At 71.3% G+C, this 16830-nt stretch carries 17 protein-coding genes; 8 read left to right on the top strand and 9 right to left on the bottom strand.

What is annotated here, in order from left to right; all coding sequences use genetic code 11:
- Nucleotide 1: 1 nt before the first annotated feature.
- Complete coding sequence (locus tag SNOUR_RS21950; protein WP_067349851.1) at nt 2–361, bottom strand: NADH-quinone oxidoreductase subunit A; 360 nt, start codon at nt 359–361, stop codon at nt 2–4.
- A gap of 765 nt (nt 362–1126) precedes the next feature.
- Here SNOUR_RS21950 and SNOUR_RS21945 point away from each other — a divergent pair.
- The gene (locus tag SNOUR_RS21945; protein ID WP_067349848.1) at nt 1127–1930 is read left to right on the top strand and encodes a C40 family peptidase; all 804 of its coding nucleotides are present in this window, start codon (nt 1127–1129) and stop codon (nt 1928–1930) included.
- Between the two features lie 241 nt (nt 1931–2171).
- Nucleotides 2172–2990, top strand: coding sequence for an ATP nucleotide 3'-pyrophosphokinase (locus SNOUR_RS21940; protein WP_067349846.1), 819 nt, complete (start codon nt 2172–2174; stop codon nt 2988–2990).
- On the opposite strand, the gene SNOUR_RS21935 is transcribed toward SNOUR_RS21940, so the two are convergent.
- The 3 genes from SNOUR_RS21935 to SNOUR_RS21925 all read right to left on the bottom strand — a co-directional run bounded on the left by SNOUR_RS21935 (nt 2980) and on the right by SNOUR_RS21925 (nt 5916).
- Nucleotides 2980–3795 carry an alpha/beta fold hydrolase gene (locus tag SNOUR_RS21935; protein WP_067349843.1) on the bottom strand — a complete coding sequence of 272 codons (816 nt, stop codon included), beginning with the start codon at nt 3793–3795 and terminating at the stop codon, nt 2980–2982. The two genes, SNOUR_RS21940 and SNOUR_RS21935, sit on opposite strands and share 11 nt — an antisense overlap.
- 166 nt (nt 3796–3961) lie before the next feature.
- Complete coding sequence (locus SNOUR_RS21930) at nt 3962–4417, bottom strand: carboxymuconolactone decarboxylase family protein (protein ID WP_067349841.1); 456 nt, start codon at nt 4415–4417, stop codon at nt 3962–3964.
- A 152-nt stretch (nt 4418–4569) separates the two neighbouring features.
- Entirely contained in the window at nt 4570–5916 is a 1347-nt protein-coding gene (locus tag SNOUR_RS21925; protein ID WP_328285918.1) for a geranylgeranyl reductase family protein, read from the bottom strand.
- Nucleotides 5917–6001: 85 nt separating this feature from the next.
- Between SNOUR_RS21925 and SNOUR_RS21920 the strand changes: the two genes are divergently transcribed.
- The gene (locus SNOUR_RS21920) at nt 6002–6535 is read left to right on the top strand and encodes a GNAT family N-acetyltransferase (RefSeq protein ID WP_067349834.1); all 534 of its coding nucleotides are present in this window, start codon (nt 6002–6004) and stop codon (nt 6533–6535) included.
- Between the two features lie 224 nt (nt 6536–6759).
- On the top strand, nt 6760–7707 hold the full coding sequence (locus tag SNOUR_RS21915) for a D-alanyl-D-alanine carboxypeptidase family protein (RefSeq protein ID WP_229921479.1): 948 nt from the start codon (nt 6760–6762) through the stop codon (nt 7705–7707).
- A gap of 113 nt (nt 7708–7820) precedes the next feature.
- Here the strand turns inward: SNOUR_RS21915 and SNOUR_RS21910 are convergent, their stop codons facing one another.
- The 4 genes from SNOUR_RS21910 to SNOUR_RS21895 all read right to left on the bottom strand — a co-directional run bounded on the left by SNOUR_RS21910 (nt 7821) and on the right by SNOUR_RS21895 (nt 12896).
- Nucleotides 7821–8522, bottom strand: coding sequence for a demethylmenaquinone methyltransferase (locus tag SNOUR_RS21910; protein WP_067349829.1), 702 nt, complete (start codon nt 8520–8522; stop codon nt 7821–7823).
- A 398-nt stretch (nt 8523–8920) separates the two neighbouring features.
- On the bottom strand, nt 8921–9529 hold the full coding sequence (locus tag SNOUR_RS21905) for an imidazolonepropionase-like domain-containing protein (RefSeq protein WP_067349826.1): 609 nt from the start codon (nt 9527–9529) through the stop codon (nt 8921–8923).
- Between the two features lie 14 nt (nt 9530–9543).
- Nucleotides 9544–10758, bottom strand: a complete 1215-nt coding sequence (gene mqnC / locus SNOUR_RS21900; RefSeq protein WP_067349823.1) for a cyclic dehypoxanthinyl futalosine synthase — start codon at nt 10756–10758, stop codon at nt 9544–9546.
- A 191-nt stretch (nt 10759–10949) separates the two neighbouring features.
- On the bottom strand, nt 10950–12896 hold the full coding sequence (locus tag SNOUR_RS21895; RefSeq protein WP_067349821.1) for a serine/threonine-protein kinase: 1947 nt from the start codon (nt 12894–12896) through the stop codon (nt 10950–10952).
- A 307-nt stretch (nt 12897–13203) separates the two neighbouring features.
- Between SNOUR_RS21895 and SNOUR_RS21890 the strand changes: the two genes are divergently transcribed.
- The gene (locus SNOUR_RS21890; RefSeq protein WP_067349818.1) at nt 13204–14217 is read left to right on the top strand and encodes an alpha/beta hydrolase; all 1014 of its coding nucleotides are present in this window, start codon (nt 13204–13206) and stop codon (nt 14215–14217) included.
- A 53-nt stretch (nt 14218–14270) separates the two neighbouring features.
- Here SNOUR_RS21890 and SNOUR_RS21885 read toward each other — a convergent pair whose 3' ends face one another.
- Nucleotides 14271–15179, bottom strand: coding sequence for a menaquinone biosynthetic enzyme MqnA/MqnD family protein (locus SNOUR_RS21885; protein WP_067349815.1), 909 nt, complete (start codon nt 15177–15179; stop codon nt 14271–14273).
- A gap of 250 nt (nt 15180–15429) precedes the next feature.
- On the opposite strand from SNOUR_RS21885, the gene SNOUR_RS21880 reads away from it, so the two are divergent.
- The 3 genes from SNOUR_RS21880 (at nt 15430) to SNOUR_RS21875 (ending at nt 16768) form a co-directional block, all read left to right on the top strand.
- Nucleotides 15430–15633 (top strand): cold-shock protein, encoded by a 204-nt coding sequence (locus tag SNOUR_RS21880; RefSeq protein ID WP_003984261.1) that lies wholly within the window; start codon nt 15430–15432, stop codon nt 15631–15633.
- 668 nt (nt 15634–16301) lie between these two features.
- Entirely contained in the window at nt 16302–16439 is a 138-nt protein-coding gene (locus SNOUR_RS46270) for a hypothetical protein (RefSeq protein WP_158690127.1), read from the top strand.
- A gap of 17 nt (nt 16440–16456) precedes the next feature.
- Nucleotides 16457–16768, top strand: a complete 312-nt coding sequence (locus tag SNOUR_RS21875; RefSeq protein ID WP_039635190.1) for a hypothetical protein — start codon at nt 16457–16459, stop codon at nt 16766–16768.
- The last annotated feature ends 62 nt before the right edge of the window (nt 16769–16830 follow it).

The raw sequence follows: 16830 nt of genomic DNA, 5'->3' as shown, positions 1-16830 counted from the left end.
CCTAGTCCCATTCCAGGCCGCCGCGACGCCAGACATAGGCGTAGGCGACGAAGACGGTGAGCGCGAAGAGGAGCATCTCGACGAGCCCGAACAGCCCCAGGGCGTCGAAACTGACCGCCCAGGGATAGAGGAAGACGATCTCGATGTCGAAGACGATGAAGAGCATCGCCGTCAGGTAGTACTTGATCGGGAAGCGACCGCCGCCTGACGGGTGCGGCGTCGGCTCGATTCCGCATTCGTACGCTTCGAGCTTGGCCCGGTTGTAGCGCCTGGGGCCGATGAGCGTGGCCATGACCACGGAGAAGATCGCAAAGCCTGCCCCGAGGGCTCCCAGTACGAGGATGGGCGCGTAAGCGTTCACCGTCCTCGCTCCCTTCAGTCGACGATGACTGGATGGCGGTCCGCTCGGGCTCGCCGGCCGCCCCGAGGTGATCACGTATATGTGAGGCAGTTCACAAGCCCGATGCCCGCATCTTATGCCCGTCGGTCTGTGATCTGCGACACGGGGTCAGCCAACGCCTTTGTGATCTTCACCACCTGACGAAGGATCATGAAGTCGGATGACCGGTGATCTCCCTACACGAAGCACGCAAGTGATCACCAGAGGTGATATTCGCCGGCGTTACCGCTGGTCAGCGCGGCAACCTCATTATCAAGACACGTGGCTGATAAGCAAATTGGCGCTGGACGGCGGCCAACTGCTATATGCGCGACGGGTGTAGACGTGATGCGCTCGTGACCTCGCCGTGATCGCCGGTACGTGCTTCGGTTCACGAGCGGGAGGCCGGAGTCGCGCAACGACGGGGCGCGCGCGGCCGGTCGACGGCCGACGGCCGGTCACGGGAACATAACGGACACTCACGAGTGACCTATCCCACGCGATTTGAAGTCATAGGACCTTGACGCCCGGGAAGCCTTGGCGTGGCGGATCAAGAAGTGATAAGCGCGCCCGGAGGCCGCGCCGGCCATCAAATGCCGTGCGTAGGAACATGATCGCGAAATTCGGACATCGCGCGGGCGCTACGGCAGTTGACGAAAAGTCCGCTTTATTCGTCGCGTACACATCAAGTGTGGCGCACTCCACCTTTGTTGGCAGCAACTTGCGGCTCCTGATAGCCGTGGTGCCATGTCCCCGAACGCACTCATACCCAGCCACCGGAAGCCCCGCCGCTCCGCGTCCTCGCGGGCCCTGCGTGCGGGCGTGACCGGTGGCTTCCTCACGCTCGCGGTGACCGGCGCGACCGTGCCGGCCAATGCCGTCGACAAGCCCGTCTCCGAAACCCAGGAGATGCCCACCATCACGACGGCACTGGCCACCAGCGCCGCCAAGAGCGCCGACGCCGCACAGCAGGCCGCGTTCAACTACGAGCGGCAGGCGCTCCAGGACGCGGCGGCCGCCCAGGCCGACAAGGCCGCGGACAAGGCGAAGGCCGCCGCCGAGAAGAAGGCCAAGGCCGAGGCCGAGGCGAAGAAGGCCGCCGAAGAGGCCGCCAAGGCCAAGGAAGCCGCGCAGACCCGCGCCTCCCGCTCGGACGCGCGCAGCACCCTCTCCGCCGTCTCCACCGGCAGCGGCAGCGGCAGCGTCTCCACCCTCGTCTCCTTCCTGAAGGCGCAGCTCGGCAAGGCGTACGTGCTCGGCTCCAGCGGCCCGTCCTCGTACGACTGCTCCGGCCTGACCCAGGCCGCGTTCTCCCAGATCGGCATCGACCTGCCGCGCGTCTCGCAGAGCCAGTCGACCACCGGCACCCAGGTCGGCCTCGGCAACCTCCAGGTCGGCGACATCCTGTACTGGGGCAGCGCGGGCAGCGCCTACCACGTCGCCGTCTACGTCGGGAACGGCAACTTCATCGGCGCCCAGAACCCGAGCACCGGCATCGTCGAGCGGCCGCTCAGCTACGACATGCCCACCGGCGCGGTGCGCGTCCTGTAATCACGGACCGCGGCACCCCGGACCGCTCCACGGAACCGCCCCTTCCCCGCTCGGGAGGGGCGGTTCCGCGTTGACCGGGCACCGCGGGGGCGCCCGACGTCCGTTTCGCGCCGCCCAGCGCACCGATCCGGTCAGCCGGCGGCCGTCGGGCCGCACGGGCAGCTACCGATGCGCCGGAGATCCGTTGCACCTCTCGTCACGTCCGCACCGCGGAACCGACGGAGAGGAACCCCGTACCCCGATGAACCCGCACCCCACCGCCCGCCGCACCGTCACCCGGGCCGCGCTCGCCGCCGCCCTGGCCACCGCCCTCGGCATGGGCGCGATGCCCTCCGCCACCGCCGCCCCGGCCGGTCCCGGCTCCGCGCCCGCCCCGGCGGTTCCGGCCGGCCGGGCCCGCGCCGCCGACCCCGACGGCGGCTGGAGCCGGGACGGGCTGCACCTAGACGCCGCCGACAACGAGAAGGTCGACGCGTTCCTGGCCCGCGCCCGCCGGGCGGAACGCTCCCTCAGCCCCCAGCTCCGCACCGTCGCACTGTTCAGCCACGCCACCGTCGTCGGCTTCGACCAGCGGCTCAAGTCCCCCGACTCGCTCAAGCGGAAGGTCGCCACCGCGCTGCGGCAGGCCCCCGGGCAGCGCGTCGAGAGCTCCCTCGCCCAGATCAACGACGCGGTCCGCTACACCCTCCAGTGGCCCACCGGCCAGTACACCCACGGCGTCACCGCGGCCGCCGGCCTGCTCTCCTCCTGGGGCGACGACAACACCCGGTGGTCCAACACCTGGGGTCGCGCCAAGGGCTACAAGGCCGTCAACTCCGCCTGGCGCGCCCCCCGCTCGGGCCAGGTCTTCGAGGTCCAGTTCCACACCCCGCAGAGCAAGACCGCCCAGGTCGAGACCCACAAGCTCTACGAGGAGCAGCGGCTGCCGGGCACCCCGCCGGAGCGGGTGCGCGCGCTCCAGGCGCAGCAGGACGCGATCTTCGCGGCCGTGCCGGTGCCGGCCGGGGCCGAGCGGCTGACCGGCCCGGCGCGGCGCACCCCGGTGCCGGTCAGCTCTTGAGGAACGCCAGCAGATCCGCGTTGAGCCGGGCGTGGTGGCTGGCGTAGAGGCCGTGGCCGGCGTCCGGGTACTCCTTGTAGTCGGCGCCCGGGATCAGTTCGGCGGTCCGCCGGCCGGTGACGTCGATCGGCGCGGAGAAGTCGGCCGCGCCGTGGACGACCAGGGTCGGGATGTCGATCGTGCGCAGCCCCGCCCGGTGGTCGGTGTGGAAGACCGCCTGCTGCACCTGGAGGGTGGCGTACGGCGCGCACGACATCGTCTGCTGGAGGGTGAAGTCGATCAGCAGCGGGTGGACGTCGTTGCCCAGGTGGGTGGCGAAGAAGACCTGCGCCTGATGTGCCATCCACCGGGGCCGGTCGTTCCGCAGCATGTCCATCGACTGCTCGAACGCGGCCTCCGGCAGCCCCTCGGGGTTGTCCTCGGTCTGCTTCATGAACGGCAGGGTCGCCGCGACGAACGCGGCCCGGCGCACCCGCCCGGAACCGTGCCGGGCCAGATAGCAGGCGACCTCCGCGCCGCCCAGCGAGTGCCCGATCAGGGTCGCCCCGGTCAGGTCGAGGTGCTCCAGCAGGGCGGCCAGGTCGTCCGAGGTCGACGCGGTGTCGTAGCCGCCGGAGGGCCGGTCCGAGCGGCCGTGCCCGCGCCGGTCGAACGCGATGCAGCGGTAGCCGCGCTCCACGAAGTAGGGGATCTGGTACTCCCACATGTCGGTGAAGAGCATCGCGCTCGACACGAACACCAGCGGCTCGCCCTCGCCGTACTCCTCGTACCAGAGCCGGGTCCCGTCGTGGCCTTCGAAGAACATGGCACTTCCTCCCGTTGTGACGCTTTCGCCGCTTTCGCTTGCGACGCGTCCCACGATGCCGGTCCCACGGGAGACACACAATTACCTCCCGGGTCATGGGAGTTGGACCGACGGCCGGGGTCGCCCGCACCCCGGCGGGCGACCCCGGCACCGGCCGGCCGGCGCCCTACCAGCCCGCGCCCGCCGGCTGCCGGGTGGTGGCGTTGAGCCGGTTGAACAGGTTGGTGATGCCGATCGTCAGGACGAGCGCCGCCAGCTGCTTCTCGTCGAAGTGGTCGGCGGCGGCGTCCCAGACGGCGTCCGGCACCGGGTCGGAGCTGTCCGCGAGCCGGGTCGCGGCCTCGGTGAGCGCGAGCGCGGCCCGCTCCTCGTCACTGAAGTACGGCGCCTCCCGCCAGGCCGCCACCGCGAACAGCTTGTCGTCGCCGACCCCCGCCTTGCGGGCGCTCTTGGCCCCGCCGTCGACGCAGAAGCTGCAGCCGTTGATCTGGCTGGCCCGCAGGTGCACCAGCTCCAGCGTCTCCTCCGCCACCCCGCCCGTGCGGGTCGCCTTCATCACGTCCAGGAGCGGCTGCATGGCCTCCGGAATGACCACCGCGGGGTTCTTCATACGTGCTTCCATCACTGCTCTCCTCAGCAACCTCGGATGTCCCGGCCGGCGGAGCCGTACCGCCGTGCCGTGGCCGGCTTCGCGCCGTCACCACGCCGACGGATCCCGTGCGGAGAACGTGACAGCGGGCCGGCCCCTTTTTCCCGGACCGGCCCGCGGAGGTGTCACGCCTTCGGCGCGACCTTGCTCAGCCCGTTGATGATCCGGTCCATCGCGTCGCCGCCCGTCGGGTCGGTGAGGTTGGCGAGCATCTTGAGCGTGAAGCGCATCAGCAGCGGGTGGGTCAGACCGCGCTGGGTGGCGATCTGCATCACCTTGGGGTTGCCGATCAGCTTCACGAACGCCCGGCCCAGGGAGTAGTAGCCGCCGTAGGTGTCCTTGAGGATCTTCGGGTAGCGGTGCAGCGCCAACTCGCGCTGCGCGTAGGTGGCTCGGGCCTGTGCCTGGACGATCACCTCGGCCGCGATCGCACCGGACTCCATCGCGTACGCGATGCCCTCGCCGTTGAACGGGTTCACCAGCCCGCCGGCGTCGCCGACCAGGAGGAGGCCCTTGGTGTAGTGCGGCTGGCGGTTGAAGGCCATCGGCAGGGCCGCGCCGCGGATCGGGCCGGTCATGTTCTCCGGGGTGTAGCCCCAGTCGGCGGGCATCGACGCGCACCACGCCTTGAGGATCTCCCGCCAGTCCAGCTCCCGGAAAGCGGAGCTGGAGTTGAGGATCCCGAGGCCGACGTTGCTCGTGCCGTCGCCCATGCCGAAGATCCAGCCGTAGCCCGGCAGCAGCCGGTCCTGGGCGCCCCGGCGGTCCCACAGCTCCAGCCAGGACTCCAGGTAGTCGTCGTCGTGCCGCGGCGAGGTGAAGTACGTCCGCACCGCGACGCCCATCGGCCGGTCCTCGCGCCGGTGCAGCCCCATCGCCAGCGACAGCCGGGTGGAGTTGCCGTCGGCGGCGACCACGATCGGGGCGTGGAAGGTCACCGGCGTCTTCTCCTCGCCGAGCTTGGCGTGCACGCCGGTGATGTGGCCGGTCAGCTCGTTCACGATCGGGGCGCCCACGTTGCACCGCTCGTGGAGCCGGGCGCCGGCCTTCTGCGCCTGCCGGGCCAACTGCTCGTCGAAATCGTCGCGCTTGCGGACCAGGCCGTAGTCCGGGAAGGAGGCGAGATCCGGCCAATCGAGCTGGAGCCGGGAGCCGCCGCCGATGATGCGCAGGCCCTTGTTGCGCAGCCAGCCGGCCTCTTCGGAGATGTCGATGCCCATCGCGATCAGCTGCTTGGTGGCGCGCGGGGTGAGCCCGTCGCCGCAGACCTTCTCGCGCGGGAACGCGGTCTTCTCCAGCAGCAGTACGTCCAGACCGGACTTGGCGAGGTGGTAGGCGGTGGCCGAGCCGGCCGGCCCGGCACCGACGACGATCACATCCGCGCTGTGCTCCGATCGGGGTGTGGTCACGGACTCGGTCACGGACGCGGACTCGGTCACGGCATTTTCTCCCGGAAGTCGATATCTGGATATCCGCTGTGGATATCTGGGTGCCGACCGGCACTGGGCAGGTGCAGTCTATGGGGGCCTTGATGATCGGAAACTGAAGGGTTGTGCCATGACGTCTGCGCCCGCCCCCCGGCCCGCGCGGCCCCTCCCCGCCGTCGAACTGCGCGTGCCCACCGAAGAGGACGCGTGGCACTGGCACCACGTCTTCAACGACCCCCAGGTGATGGAGTTCCACGGCGGCGCCCCCGCCGAACTCTCGGTCTACGAGGAACTCACCGCCCGCCAGCGCCGCCACCACGCCGAACTCGGCTTCTGCCTCTACACCCTGCTCGACCCGGCGGACGGCGCGGTCATCGGCTTCACCGGCGCCCAGCCCTGGCCGTGGGAGTGGGGCCCGGCGGGCGAGATCGAGATCGGCTGGCGGCTGGGCCGGGCGTACTGGGGCAAGGGGTACGCGACGACGGCCGCGGAACGCGCGCTGGACGCCGTACGCACGGCCGGCGTCCAGCGTGTGGTGGCGATGGTCGACGCCCGCAACGCCCGCTCGATAGCGGTGACCCGGCGCCTGGGGATGCATCAGGCCGAGACGGTCACGCCCCCGACCGGCAACCGCACCGCGTACTGCCACCGACTGGACCTCTGACGCCGGCCCCGGAACCGGGAACGAAGGACGGGGACGAAGGACGGGGACGAAGGACGGGGACGAAGGACGGGGACGAAGGACGGGGACGAGGGACCGGGACGGGGGGGGAAAGAAGCGGGTGGGGCGGCGGCGTCAGGACCGGCATCGGAATCGGCCGAAACAAGTGCGCCGCCCCACGCATCCATTGCCGCGCCCCAGGTGTCTGAACAGAGAGCGGCACCCTCATGTGGCCGCACTGCAGGGGTATTTGGAGCATCCACTTGAAAATTGGCATCAAAGGCATCAGGGGCATCAAGGGCATTCGGCGCGCATCCGCCGTGGCCCTCACCACCGGAGCCGTCCTGACCGCCGGAGCGTTCGGCTCCCAGGCGCAGGCCGCCACCCTCCCGACGCCCAGCATCACCGCCGCCGGCGGTTTCGTGATGAACAACGGCACCGGGGCGACGCTCTACGGCAAGGCCGCCGACACCCGCCGGTCCACCGGCTCCACCACCAAGATCATGACGGCCCGGGTGGTGCTGGCCCAGAAGAACCTCAACCTGGATTCCAAGGTCACGGTCCAGAAGGCGTACAGCGACTACATCGTCAACAACAACTGGGCCTCGTCCGCCCACCTGATCGTCGGCGACCAGGTCACGGTCCGCCAGCTGCTCTACGGGCTGATGCTCCCGTCCGGCTGCGACGCCGCCTACGCGCTGGCCGACAAGTTCGGCACCGGCTCGACCCGGGACGCCCGGGTGAAGTCGTTCATCGGCCAGATGAACGCCACCGCCAAGAGCCTGGGCATGAACAACACCCACTTCGACTCGTTCGACGGAATAGGGCGTGGCACGAACTACTCGACGCCGCGCGACCTGACCAAGCTCGCCAGCAACGCGATGAAGTTCTCCACGTTCCGCACGGTCGTGGGCACCAAGTCCACCAAGCAGAAGGTCACGACGAAGAGCGGCGGCTACCGCTACATGTCGTGGACCAACACCAACAACCTGCTCGGCAGCTACCAGGGCACCATCGGCGTGAAGACCGGCTCCGGCCCGGAGGCCAAGTACTGCCTGGTCTTCGCCGCCACCCGCAACGGCAAGACCGTCATCGGCACGGTCCTCGCCTCGCCGTCCCTGGACAACCGCACCGCGGACGCCAAGAAGCTGATGGACTACGCGTTCAAGAAGTAACCAGCCTTCTCGCCCAAGGGCCCGCCCCGGTCGCGTCTTCCGCGACCGGGGCGGGCCCTTCGGTCGTCGAGGCGTGCGGCCCCTCGTTCCGGTCGGCCTGCGCAGGCCCCCGGTCAGCCCTTCGCCGGCTTGGTGCCCCGGTGCAGCGCCACGACCCCACCGGTCAGGTTGCGCCAGGCGACCTCGGTCCAGCCCACACCCTGGAGCCGGGCGGCCAGCTCGGGCTGGTTGGGCCAGGTGCGGATGGACTCGGCGAGGTAGACGTACGCGTCCGGGTTGCTGCTGACCACACGGGCGACCGGCGGCAGCGCCCGCATCAGGTACTCGGTGTAGACCGTCCGGAACGGCGCCCAGGTCGGCTCGCTGAACTCGCAGATCACCACCCGTCCACCGGGCTTGGTGACGCGGTACAGCTCCGCCAGCGCGGCATCGGTCTCCTGGATGTTCCGCAGCCCGAAGGAGATCGTGACGGCGTCGAACACCTCGTCCGCGAACGGCAGCCGGGTCCCGTCCCCTGCCGCGAACGGCAGCCACGGGTGCCGCTTCTTGCCCTCCCGCAGCATCCCGACCGAGAAGTCGCACGGCACGACGTACGCCCCGGTCCGCGCGAACGGCAGCGACGAGGTGCCGGTCCCGGCCGCGAGGTCGAGCACCCGCTCGGCGGGCCGCGCGGCCACCGCGCGCTCCACTTCCTTGCGCCAGAGCCGCGCCTGGCCGAGGGAGAGCACGTCGTTGGTGAGGTCGTACCGTGCCGCCACGTCGTCGAACATCGCGGCGACTTCGTGCGGCTGCTTGTCCAGGGATGCTCGGGTCACCCGGCCATTGTCCACCGTGCGCCGGCGGGGCCGGCCACCGGGCGGGCCGGTGGGCCGATGGGCCGGTGGGCCGGGCGTTTGGTCGGGGACGGCCGTCATGCCCCCCTCTGACATTCCGGGCGGTCGAGCGGTGCGCGAAGCATCGTGAGCGGCCGGGCGACGGCCGTCCCCGCAACCAAGATCCTGCCGGGCTGAATCATCCGTTCCGATTCCGTTGACACCGCCCTGACGCCGCACCGGCGGGCCTTGACGGGTCCTTGACGGAATGCCGCAGCGGGCGCACGTCGCGCCGAACATGCAGGTCAACGACCGTTCCGGCGCCCCGCGAGCTCCGCCACACCCGTGCACCGGCGCCCCGTGCACCCGCGCGAGCCCGTGCCCGGCGCGACGTCGGGGGGTCAGCGGCGGCGGTGGACGAGGCGGCCGGCGAGGACGGTGGCCAGGCAGCTGCCGTCCGGGGCGAAGACGGCGAAGTCGGCGGGGGCGCCGGGAGCCAGGGAATGGGAGGGGGCTTCGGCGGCTCCGCCGGCCCGGGCCGGGGACGTTCGGGGGGGCCGGGGGGTCTGCCGGATGCCGGACCGCTGGACGGCGGTGCGGACCGCGGGGTGGGTGAAGGGCCCGGCCAGCGTGGTGGTGCCGAGGGCGAGCAGGCGTTGGAGGCCGCGCCGGGCGCTGGCGCCCCAGCGGACCTCGGTCATCGGCAGGGCGGCCAGCGCCGCGCCGGTCAGCGGCTCCGTGCCCAGTTCCGCGGCCTCGCGCGGATCGGGGTGGTAGGTGGCCTCCAGCAGCGCCGCGCCGTCCGGTTCATGACGGCCGGGCGTCAACGTCCCGTCCCACTCCCGGATGCGGGCCCGGTCGCCGTAGGCCGCCAGCAGTTCCTCGTAGGGGCCGACGGCGGCCAGCCGGTCACCGTCGACGACGACCGCGTACCCCGGGAGCGGCTCGGCGCCCTCGGGGGCCTCGGCGGGTGCGAGCCGGACGGCCCGCACCCGATGGAGCGTCAACATCCGCGACCCGACGGTCAGTTGGTCTCGACGAGCTTGAGTTCGGGGTGGGCGGTGCCGCCCTCGATGGCCGTCGAGGAGAGGTGCGAGACGACGCGGTCGTCGACCGGGTCGTCGGCCGGGTCGTCGTGCACGGCCAGGTGCTCGTACGTCGTGGAGCGCTGCGCCGGGACGCGGCCCGCCTTGCGGATCAGGTCGATGATCTCCTGGCGGTTGGAACGGTGCTTGGCACCGGCCGAGGAGACCACGTTCTCCTCCAGCATGATCGAACCGAGGTCGTCCGCGCCGTAGTGCAGCGACAGCTGGCCGACCTCCTTGCCGGTGGTCAGCCAGGAGCCCTGGATGTGGGCGACGTTGTCGAGGAAGAGGCGCGCGATGGCGATCATGCGCAGGTACTCGAAGAGGGTCGCCTGCGTCCGGCCCTTCAGGTGGTTGTTCTCGGGCTGGTAGGTGTACGGGATGAAGGCACGGAAGCCGCCCGTCCGGTCCTGGACGTCGCGGATCATCCGGAGGTGCTCGATCCGCTCGGCGTTGGTCTCGCCGGTGCCCATCAGCATCGTGGACGTCGACTCGACGCCCAGCCCGTGGGCCGCCTCCATGATCTCCAGCCAGCGCTCGCCGGACTCCTTCAGCGGCGCGATGGCCTTGCGGGGGCGGGCGGGCAGCAGCTCGGCGCCGGCGCCGGCGAAGGAGTCCAGGCCCGCGGCGTGGATCCGGGTGATGGCCTCCTCGACCGTGACACCGCTGATCCGGGCCATGTGCTCGACCTCGGACGCACCGAGGGAGTGGATGACCAGCTGCGGGAATTCCTTCTTGATGGCCGAGAAGTGCTTCTCGTAGTACTCGACGCCGTAGTCCGGGTGGTGGCCGCCCTGGAACATGATCTGGGTGCCGCCCAGTTCGACGGTCTCCGCGCAGCGCCGCAGGATGTCGTCGAGGTCGCGGGTCCAGCCCTTCTCGGTGTCCTTGGGCGCGGCGTAGAAGGCGCAGAACTTGCAGGCCGTCACGCAGACGTTGGTGTAGTTGATGTTGCGCTCGATGATGTACGTCGCGATGTGCTCCGTACCGGCGTAACGGCGGCGGCGGACGGCGTCGGCGGCCTGGCCCAGCGCGTGCAGCGGCGCGGAGCGGTAGAGGTCGAGCGCCTCCTCCGGCGTGATGCGGCCGCCCTGCGCGGCGCGGTCGAGTACGGCTGTGACATCAAAAGACTTGAGGTCGGCGTTCTCGGTCACCGGGGCGTCCCTTTCGGAGGCGGACAAACAGCAAGCGCGGCGAGCACTTAAGGACTGAACCAGCGTACGCCAGGGGTCCGACAGCACTGCCGGGGGCCGGTACGCGGGCGGGCGACGACGGCTCTCCCGGCGCCTGCCGCACCACGCGTCCGACCGGCCGTGGCTCCGTCCGTCGGTGGTCGTGCGTCCCGTCAGCCGCCGCTCCTCGTCAGGGTCGCCTTCGGGGTGCCGCCCCGCTTGTCGTCCGAGGCGAAGGCGAGCGTGCCGTCCTTGTCGAGGGTGTACGTCACGGTGGAGGTGTTGCCCGTGCAGGCCGGCCCCTGATTGCCGTCGGGGGCCTCCTGGAGGACCAGCTTGTCGCCGTTGGCCGACAGCAGCTTCGCCTTGGCCTGGCAGCGCACCAGCACCACGTCGTACGTCGTGCGCACCACGACGTCGCCCTTGTCGCCGGCCTTGATGACGCTGGTCATGGTGCCGTTGGGGATCCCGTTCGCCATGGTGACGGTGCCGCTCCAGGTGCCGAGGAAGCCCTTGGGGACGCCCCCGGCACCGTCGGCGGGCGTGGAGGGCCGGGCCGTCGGGGACTGTCCGACCGGCGGCTTGGCGGAGGTGCCGCCTCTCCCCGGATCCGTGAGCACGCCGAAGAACACCGCGCCGGTGGTGGCGACCGCCAGCGCGCCGGCCACGGAGAGCACCAGCGTGCAGCTCACCCGCCGGGGCCGGTCCTTCTCCCTGCCGCCGAGCGCGCCGGTGAGCGCGATCCGCCGCTCCTTGGGGCCGGCGGCCGGGGCCGGGGCCGATCCGGTCGGCAGATCGGCGAGGCCGGACGCGGACAGGGGCGGGGGCGCCAGCGGGGGCGCGGGCGGGGAGGTAGGCGCGGGTGCGGGCGGCGAGGGTACGGGGGGCGGCGGGGGCGCGGCCGCGCCGTGCGAGGTGCCGGCCGCCGGCCAGGAGGGCGGTGGGGCCGCGCCCGCCCCCGTCGGTGCACCGGTCCCCGGCCGCGCGGCGGGGCCGCCGCCCGGCGTCGGCGTATCGAACGGGATCAGTCCGGACACCGCCCCGTAGGAGGGATCCGGCGGCCCGAATCCCCCGCCGGACGCGGTGATTCCGGATGCAGTGATTCCAGATGGGGTGATTCCAGATGGGGTGATTCCAGATGGGGTGATTCCAGATGGGGTGATTCCAGATGGGGTGATTCCGGACGCGGCGGTTCCGGGGGCCGCGGCCCCTTCCGCGTCCAGATTCAGCAGCGCCACGGCCTGTCGGCTGACCTGCTCGACCAGGGGGCCCGGCAGCCAGCCGGCGCGGACCAGCCCGGCCGCGCCGCCGCCGGCCTCCCCCGCGAGCCGCGCCGCGACCTCCTTCGGAGCGGGGCGGCGCGCCGGCTCCTTGGCCAGGCAGGCGACCACCGACTCCCGCAGCGTGCCGACGAGTTCCGGACCGAACTCGGGTTCCTCGTGCACCACCTTGTAGAGCAGCGCGGCGGACGAGTCCCCGGTGAACGGGGCGGTCCCGGTCGCCGCGAAGGCGAGCACCGCGCCCAGGGAGAAGACGTCGGCGGCGGCGTCCGCCCCCTTGCCGAGGATCTGCTCGGGCGCCATGTAGCCGGGCGAGCCGACCGAGACCCCGGTGGAGGTCAGTGAGGCGGTGCCGTCCGTGGCCCGCGCGATCCCGAAGTCGATCAGCAGCGGCCCGTCCAGCGTCAGCAGCACGTTGGAGGGTTTGACGTCCCGGTGGACGAGGCCCAGCGCGTGCACGGCGGTCAGCGCCTCGGCCAGTCCGGCGCCCAGGGCCCGTACGGAGTGCTCGGCGAGCGGGCCGTGGTCGGCGACCGCGCGCGCCAGGGAGGGGCCGGCCACATAGCCGGTGGCGACCCAGGGGACGGGGGCGTCGGGGTCGGCGTCCAGAACGGGCGCGGTCCAGGCGCCGCCGACCCGTCGTGCCGAGGCGACCTCGCGCCGGAAGCGGGCCCGGAACTCGTCGTCGGCGGCGTACTGGGCGTGTACGGCCTTCACCGCCACGGTCCGCCCACCGGCGCTGCGCCCCAGATAGACGCGGCCCATCCCACCGGCGCCCAAGCGGCCGAGCAGCCGGTATCCGCCCAGGGACCGTGGGTCCTCGTAGGCCAGCGGTTCCATGGCGCCTCCCCCTCCTGACGGCGGATCCAGCTTATGACCCAGGTCATGCCCCGCTCCCGAAACCCACCACCCCGCTTTCCGCATCAAACAGGGCGCAAGCCGACCATCCGCCCCCGAGGCCGCTGGCCCAGGGCCCGTCCATCGGGAGACGCCCGTGCATCACACCCCCGGGGACCGCCCTGACGACCCGTGCCGGGAGCACCGCAGCGGCCGGCGCGGCCTGCGGGGCCGCGTGCGCCTCATAGGCCGCGGCCGTTCGGCCCGGTGGACGCGGGAAGGGGGGCCGGCCCGCCGCCCCCGGTGGCGCATGTCCTTCCTCACCGGCCTGGTCGCCGTGGTCGGCCTCTGCGTCTACCCGACCGTCAAGTACCTGGACGTGCTGAACGACACCGGTGAGCCGATGTCGTTCAGCCAGACGCTGCCCGACGGCTCCGCGGGGCCGGTGCAGGCGTCCGCGGCCGGTCCGGGGGTCCGGATGCCGACCGGCCCGCAGGCCACGTTCCGTACGGCGGCCACGCTCAGCGACGGCACGAAGATCGGCGTCACCACCCTGCACGGCAGGAAATCCGGCTTCACCGGGCAGGTGTGGGTCTGGGCGCCCAAGGAGTACTACGAGGACCGCTACCGCAACAGTGCCTTCCCGGTCCTGATCGCCCTACCGGGCAGCTACGGCTTCCCCACCAACTACTGGTCGGCCACCGGCCACAAGCTCCAGCAGACCGTCAGCGATCTGGTGGCCCTGGGGCGCAGCCGGCCGTTCATCGTCGTGATGCCGGTCCTCAATCCGGGCAAGCGCTACTACGACGGCAGCGACATCCCCGGGCAGCCGAAGATGGGCACCTGGATGTCCGACGACGTCCCCGACCTGGTCAAGGCCAACTTCCGGACGTTCACCAGCCGCGACGGCTGGGCCTTCATGGGCTCCTCGTCCGGCGGTTTCGTCGCCCTGAAGCAGGTCCTGCAGCATCCGGACCGCTTCAAGGCGGTGATCGCCAGCGGCCCGGACACCCGCCCGGACTCGCCCCTGTGGCGCGGCCACCGGGCGGAGATGCGGGCGAACGACCCGGAGCGGCTGGCGCAGCGGCTGGCCGCCCGCCCCGGCGCCCCCGACGTCTACGTGCAGTTCCAGATCGGCACGCAGGAGGGCGGCCGGGCCAACCTGGAGCGCTTCGTCCAGCGGTACGCCAAGGGGCCGGTCCACGCCCGCCTGCACGTCATCGAGGACGGCGGCCACAACGCCCGGAGCTATCTCCGCGGGATGCGGGACGCGAGCCTGGAGGCCATCAGCCGGGTCCTCCGCGGCCCGACGCCGACGCCGTAGGCAGGTGGTCCGGCGGTCCGGCGAGGGACGCCCGGGCCGCCGGCCACGCGCCGCTACGCCGGGGCGCCGGCAGCCGCCGGCAGCAGTTCCACCGCCACGTCGGCCGGGAACCCGGTGGTCGGGCCCACCCGCCGGGCGAACTCGGTGACGCCGCGCAGCTGGTCCGGCCCGAACCGGAAGTCCAGCGTGGTGAAGTACCGCTCCAGCACCTGCTCGTCGAAGTGCTCCCAGCGGGCGGCCTGCTCGGCGACCTTGCCGACCTCCTCCAGCGACAGGTCGCGGGAGGCCAGGAACGCCTCGTGCACCTGCTGGACCACCTCCGGCTCGCGCTCCAGGTAGTCGCGCCGGGCCGCCCAGACCGCGAAGACGAACGGGAGCCCCGTCCAGTCCTTCCACATCTGGCCCAGGTCGTGGACGTCCAGGCCCAGCTTGGGTGCGTCGTGCAGGTTGGCGCGGAGCGCGGCGTCGCCGATCAGGACCGCCGCGTCGGCCTCCTGCATCATCAGCCCGAGGTCCGGCGGGCAGGTGAAGTAGTCGGGCCGCACCCCGATCTTCTCGGCGAGCAGCAGCTGCGCCAGCCGGACGGAGGTCCGCGAGGTGGACCCGAGGGCGACCCGGGCGCCGTCCAGCTGCTCCAGCGGCTTCTGCGAGACGATCACGCAGGACATCACCGGGCCGTCGCAGCCGACCGCGAGGTCGGGGAAGGCGACGAGGTCGTCGGCGGCCCGCAGGAATTCGACGAGCGTGATCGGCGCGATGTCGAGCTCCCCGCGCACCAGCCGCTCGCTGAGCTTCTCGGGGGTGTCCTTGGTGAGGTCCAGGTCGAGGAGGGTGCCCGTACGGGCCAGGCCCCAGTAAAGGGGCAGGCAGTTCAGGAACTGGATGTGGCCCACCCGCGGCCGGCTGCGACGGTGGTCTGCGTCGGCTCCCGCGGGTGCGTCTCCAAAGGTTGAATTGTCCACATGCGGAGGCTAGACCCGCCGACCCCGGCGCCGGACGCCGGGGCCCCGGTGTGGCCTTTCCCTCTCCCCGCCAAACGTGATCTTTGGCTCTTCCACCTCCGGAGCACACCATGCTAGGCTCAGGCCAAGTTGCAGTTTGGTTTCCCTTGCAGTACAGAGCCTGCGGAGCATGTAACCCGCAGGCTTTTGTAGTTTTCAGACTTCTTTGCAGGTTCTGGAGCAGGGCGACCCTTTGGCCCAAGGAGGGCTCATGGCTACCGGAACCGTCAAGTGGTTCAACGCTGAAAAGGGCTTCGGCTTCATCGCCCAGGACGGCGGCGGCCCGGATGTCTTCGTCCACTACTCCGCGATCAACGCCTCTGGCTTCCGCTCCCTTGAGGAGAACCAGCAGGTCAACTTCGACGTCACGCAGGGTCCGAAGGGCCCGCAGGCGGAGAACGTTACGCCGGTCTGAGTTACCCGCTCCGGTCTTTCTCATCTGATCGACCAGTAGCACCCAAGGAGCCCCACTTCCGCCTTCGGGCGGAGGATGGGGCTCCTGCCTTTTGTACAGCCTCTCGTACAGCTCGCCGTCGGCCGCGCTTTTCCGCTCCCGTCTGCCCGCCCGGAAAAATGAATACCAGGTGAATAACCCGCCGTGCCCGGCCGTGGAGCGGCGTGCGGCTCGGCGCGACCGCCGCCCGGCGCCGCCCCCCTTCCGGTTCGGCGGCCGCCCCGGAGGCCCGCCCGCGAACATCCCGCACCGGTAACGGAACGCATAATTCCCCGCATCGGGAACGCCCGGGAAATCCGCACGCCCGCCGGAAGATCGGGAAGAGCGGATTGTGCATTCCGACGATTCACCGGCCCGGAAATCTTCCCCAATTCCTACCGACGACCGCCGCCGTGGGCGCCGCACCGCCCCGCCGCACCGCCCCGGCGCACCGCCCTGGCCTGCGGACTCCCCGCACCGGGCGGTCCGCGGTGCGCCGGGCGCGGCGACCGCTCCCCGAATTCGGGCGGGGCCGGATAAACCGCACCCGCGGTCGAACCGGGAAGGCCGCGCCTGGTGGCGGCGGGGGCGACGGATGCGATCACGGAAAGTGGTCACATGGCCACATGACAGGTTCTACCGTGGGCAGAATGAGCGAGAACATGCCACCGCAGAAGCCCTGCCCCGATTGCGGTGGCGCGGGCACCGTCGAGTGGGAGACCCCTGGCGGCCACAAGGTCACCACGCAGTGCTCCGGCTGCGCCGGCACCGGAACCGTCCTGGCATAGAGGAGGCGGATGCAACCATGGCGGCCTTCAGCAGAAACGGCAAGCCGGTCGGCCTCGATGCGCAGTACGTCGGCAGACTCCCGTGCGCCGCCTGCGGGCTGCGGCCGATGAAACTGCCCGGCCGGGAGGGCGGGGTGTGCATTCCCTGCTTCGCGGAGGAGCGGGCGGCGGCGGGGCGGCGGGCCGCGTCGGCCGGTGCGTGGGTGGCGGCGAGCTTCGTCGGCGACCCGTGCCTGGCATGCGGTTCGCGGTCCGTGGACGCCAACGGATGGGCGTTCTGGTGCAATTCATGCCAGATGCAGACGGCGGTGGCGTTACCCCCACGATGAGACCGGGCCCCCGGTCCGCGCCCGAGGGGTGCGGGGCGGGCATGGCAAGAGGACCCCGGGCA

The organism is Streptomyces noursei ATCC 11455 (genome assembly GCF_001704275.1).
In the GTDB taxonomy this organism is placed as follows: domain Bacteria; phylum Actinomycetota; class Actinomycetes; order Streptomycetales; family Streptomycetaceae; genus Streptomyces; species Streptomyces noursei.
The sequence above is the reverse complement of the archived record's forward strand: the minus strand, read 5'-3'. Positions and strand labels throughout refer to the sequence as shown.

What these genes read in the sequence shown, in the direction of transcription:
- SNOUR_RS21930 (WP_067349841.1), bottom strand. Translation starts at nt 4,417, where the DNA reads ATGGAAGCACGTATGAAGAACCCCGCGGTGGTCATTCCGGAGGCCATG.
- SNOUR_RS21890 (WP_067349818.1), top strand. Translation starts at nt 13,204, where the DNA reads ATGTCCTTCCTCACCGGCCTGGTCGCCGTGGTCGGCCTCTGCGTCTAC.
- SNOUR_RS21935 (WP_067349843.1), bottom strand. Translation starts at nt 3,795, where the DNA reads ATGTTCTTCGAAGGCCACGACGGGACCCGGCTCTGGTACGAGGAGTAC.
- SNOUR_RS21915 (WP_229921479.1), top strand. Translation starts at nt 6,760, where the DNA reads ATGTGGCCGCACTGCAGGGGTATTTGGAGCATCCACTTGAAAATTGGC.
- SNOUR_RS21895 (WP_067349821.1), bottom strand. Translation starts at nt 12,896, where the DNA reads ATGGAACCGCTGGCCTACGAGGACCCACGGTCCCTGGGCGGATACCGG.
- SNOUR_RS21920 (WP_067349834.1), top strand. Translation starts at nt 6,002, where the DNA reads ATGACGTCTGCGCCCGCCCCCCGGCCCGCGCGGCCCCTCCCCGCCGTC.
- SNOUR_RS21905 (WP_067349826.1), bottom strand. Translation starts at nt 9,529, where the DNA reads ATGTTGACGCTCCATCGGGTGCGGGCCGTCCGGCTCGCACCCGCCGAG.
- SNOUR_RS21945 (WP_067349848.1), top strand. Translation starts at nt 1,127, where the DNA reads ATGTCCCCGAACGCACTCATACCCAGCCACCGGAAGCCCCGCCGCTCC.
- SNOUR_RS21940 (WP_067349846.1), top strand. Translation starts at nt 2,172, where the DNA reads ATGAACCCGCACCCCACCGCCCGCCGCACCGTCACCCGGGCCGCGCTC.
- SNOUR_RS21880 (WP_003984261.1), top strand. Translation starts at nt 15,430, where the DNA reads ATGGCTACCGGAACCGTCAAGTGGTTCAACGCTGAAAAGGGCTTCGGC.
- SNOUR_RS46270 (WP_158690127.1), top strand. Translation starts at nt 16,302, where the DNA reads ATGAGCGAGAACATGCCACCGCAGAAGCCCTGCCCCGATTGCGGTGGC.
- SNOUR_RS21875 (WP_039635190.1), top strand. Translation starts at nt 16,457, where the DNA reads ATGGCGGCCTTCAGCAGAAACGGCAAGCCGGTCGGCCTCGATGCGCAG.